Origin of the sequence: Clostridium tarantellae (assembly GCF_009295725.1) — a bacterium.
Classification (GTDB): Bacteria; Bacillota; Clostridia; order Clostridiales; family Clostridiaceae; genus Sarcina; species Sarcina tarantellae.
The window spans coordinates 1-3,694 of record NZ_WHJC01000316.1 but is presented as its reverse complement, the minus strand read 5'-3'; the positions used below and the strand labels follow the sequence as shown (position 1 = coordinate 3,694).

The window sequence follows — 3,694 nt, the reverse complement described above, 5'->3', positions numbered from 1 at the left end:
GACCCCTTTAAGGGGTAGTTAGTGAAAAAAATGCGGTTGGCAGACCGTTCAAAGTGCGAGTAGCACAGCCAGTAATATGCCCTTATAGGGCTAGAGCAAACCACCCGTTTTACGGGTGGTTATGATTTTATATAAATATATTTAAGCATTTTATTTATAATTTCTGAATAAAAATACAATAAAATAAATTACTTTAAATATGATCAAAACACTAGAATAACTTTATATACATAATAAAAATAAGGATATAGTATAATAGTTAAAAATATATATAAATTAATTTTATTAATAAAAATTCATTTATATATTGAAAAGTGAATAAATATACATTACACTTTATAAATACAATTAATTAAATATAGGGGGATTTTAATGAATAAAAATAGGCTACAATTAATAACTGCTATAACTGTTATTTTAAGTTTAAATTTAAATTGTGTGAAAACAAATATATTAGCAGTAGATAATACTAAAGAAGCAGTACAGACAGAATCTATTAATGAAAAGAAAAATAATAATGAAGATACATATGAAAATAAACTTGAAACTAGCATAAGTGTATTATCTATGTCAGAAGCGAGAGAGATAGAAATAAAAGCTATTTTTGAAAATGAAGTTTATTTAAATGATTTACAATGGACTTTTGGTGGAAAAGTTTTTGATAAATGGAAAAAGTGGAGCAATGAAACAAAAGATTATACAGGAGAGAGTTTTATAACCTTTGTTGAGGAACCTAAAGTAGAAGGAAATGTAGTAACTGCAAAAATAAAGTTTGATTTAATATATGGTACGGATAATTTAGTATCATATAGAGATGAATTTCCAAAGTTATTAGGAAATTATGATTTATCTATTGAAAATAAAAAAAGTGGAGAAATATTAAAAAAATCTTTAAAATTAAATATTTATGATAGTTATAGAACTTATGATGAATTAAAACCAGAATTAGATAGAATTTTTAATGAAGCTAGAGAAGATATATTTTTAGATTATGAAATAATTGGACAATCAGTTGAAGGGAGAGATTTTCATTTTGTAATTTTATCTGATGAAAAAGAATCAGTAGATGAGTATTTAGATAAAACAGTACCTTTAATGCTAGAAAATCCTGAAGAATTACAATATAAAATAAATAATGATTCAGATTTTGATTATAAAGTTCCTATCTTTATAAATAATATACATCCAGATGAAACACCAGGTGTAGATGCTCAATTAGAAGCATTAGAAGAGCTTACAACTAAAGAAGTTATAAAATATAAAACTATAAATGAAAATAACGAAGAAGTTTTAGTTGAGTTAAATGTAGATGAACTATTAGAAAATGTAATAGTATTAATGAATTTAACACAAAATCCTGATGGAAGATATTATAATAAAAGGCAAAATGCTAATGGGTTTGATATAAATAGGGATAATGGTTATCAAACACAAAAGGAATCACAAATAGTTACTGAACAGATAGCTAAATGGAATCCTCTTACTTTTATAGATTTACATGGATTTATTAGTGGGTTTTTAATAGAACCTTGTACTCCTCCACATGATCCAAATTATGAATATGATTTATTAGCAAATAGTATGTTAGAGCAAGCTCATGCTATGGGTAAAGCAGGAATAGCTAATACTAAATATGATAGTTATGAGATACCAGCTTTAGATTATGAGTCAGGATGGGATGATGGAGGACCAGCATATACACCAGTTTATGCTATGCATCATGGTGCTTTAGGTCATACTGTTGAAACACCAGAGTTAAATGAAGAAGGAACTACTGCTTTAGAGCATACAATTTATGCTTCAGCTCAATTTGCGCTAGAAAATAAAGATGAAGCTTTTATAAATCAGTTAGAATATTTTAACAGAGGAATTAAAGGTATTGATGATAGAAGCGTGGATGAACATTTTGTAAATGGAAAAGGAGAAATAGTAGGAAGACCAAGAAAAGAAAATGAAAACTTTTTTCCAGAATATTATGTTTTACCTATAAATAAAGAGTTACAAAAAAATCCTTTAGAAGTTTATAATATGGTAGAATATTTTTTTAGAAATGGTGTAAAAGTTAAAGAAACTACTGAAAAAGTTAAAATAGATAGAGTAGTTTATCCTAAAGGAACTTTTATCGTAGATATGCATCAAGCTAAAAGAGGATTAGCCAATGTAGTTTTATATGATGGGTATGATGTATCAGATTTTGATGAAATGTATGCTGAAATTGTAATGAATTTTCCAGCTTTAAGAGGATTTAATAAATATGAAGTTAGAGTAGATGGAGCTTTTGATGAAAAGGCTAAAGAGATTAAAAGTATAAATAAACCAATTACTGCTATAAATAATAATGAAGAATATCAAATTGTAAAAAATAGCAATAATGATGCTATAAAATTAATTAATAAACTTTTAAGTAAAGGAAAAAAAGTAGAAATTATTATAGATGGAGAAGAGAAAGGCAATTTTATAGTAAAAACTGAAGATGTTAAAAATTTAAAAGAAAATTATTTTGTAAAAGTAGAACCCTTAATTAAAAAATTAAAGACTCAACATTTAACAGAACCTAAAGTTGCTAATGTAGGAAGTAGTGAAAGTAAATTTATATTAAAAGAATTAGGATTTAATATAATAGATTCTTTAGAAAAAAGTGATGTAGTAATAGATGATTATGGTAATGGCAGTAAAGAAGCTATATTAAAAGGAATAGATTACATTGGAATTGGACAAGATTCTCTTAACTTTATTAAAGAAAATAACATTTTAAATGATTTTGATTATGGATATACACATGAATGGGGTGGACACGAAGGTTTAGTTAAAGGAGTTTTTAACAAAGATAATATAGTTAATGCTGGATATAATAATGATGAATATATTTATACATGCGATGGTGTTTGGATATCTAAAGTTCCTAAGGAAGCACAGGTATTATCATTTATATCTGATGAAGATGATTTTTATATAGCTGGTTGGTGGCCTAATAATAAGGAAGCTAAGGGGCAAGTTATGTCTATTACTCAGAATTTAGATAATAGTAAGATAACTTTATTTGCAAATACAATTACTAATAAAGCTCATTTTCAACACAACTTTAGACTATTAGCTAATGCAATTTATGCTTCTATATATGATGAAAATGCTATAGTTGATATAACACCACCAACTGTAGATATTACAGGTGTAGAAAATGGAGGTGTCTATGATAAAGCTGTAAAACTAGAAATAAATATAGAAGAAGGAGCAACTTTCAAAGCTACACTTAATGGTGAAGAGTGGAATGGAGAAGAAATTTCAAAGGAAGGTAAATATGTTTTAGTAGTAACGGCAGTAGATAATAATAATAATGAAGCTACTGTTACTATAAACTTTGAAATAAAATATAAAAATGAAGTAATACCACCTATTGAAAATGAAGAAGAAGATGATGATGAATCAGAAGGTAGTCTACCACAGACAGGAACACCTCTAAATGCAAATAATTTTATGATTATAGGAATTATATCTTGTACTATTGGGTCTACTATCATAAGAAAGAAAAAGAAATAAAATAATAAAAACTATGAATTAATACTATAAAGATTAATTCATAGTTTTTATTTTAAATTATATAATTAATTAAAAATAAAAAGAATGTCAAATATTTTGACTGACAAATAAAATTTATTTTTTTGTTAAAATATAGAATATTATTCAAGTGTATAAT

Annotated in this window: 1 protein-coding gene; it reads left to right on the top strand. The window is 25.9% G+C overall.

From position 1 onward, the window contains the following. Positions 1–372: 372 nt before the first annotated feature. Positions 373–3,537, top strand: coding sequence for a M14 family metallopeptidase (locus tag GBZ86_RS13695; RefSeq protein ID WP_152891559.1), 3,165 nt, complete (start codon positions 373–375; stop codon positions 3,535–3,537). Positions 3,538–3,694 lie beyond the last annotated feature (157 nt).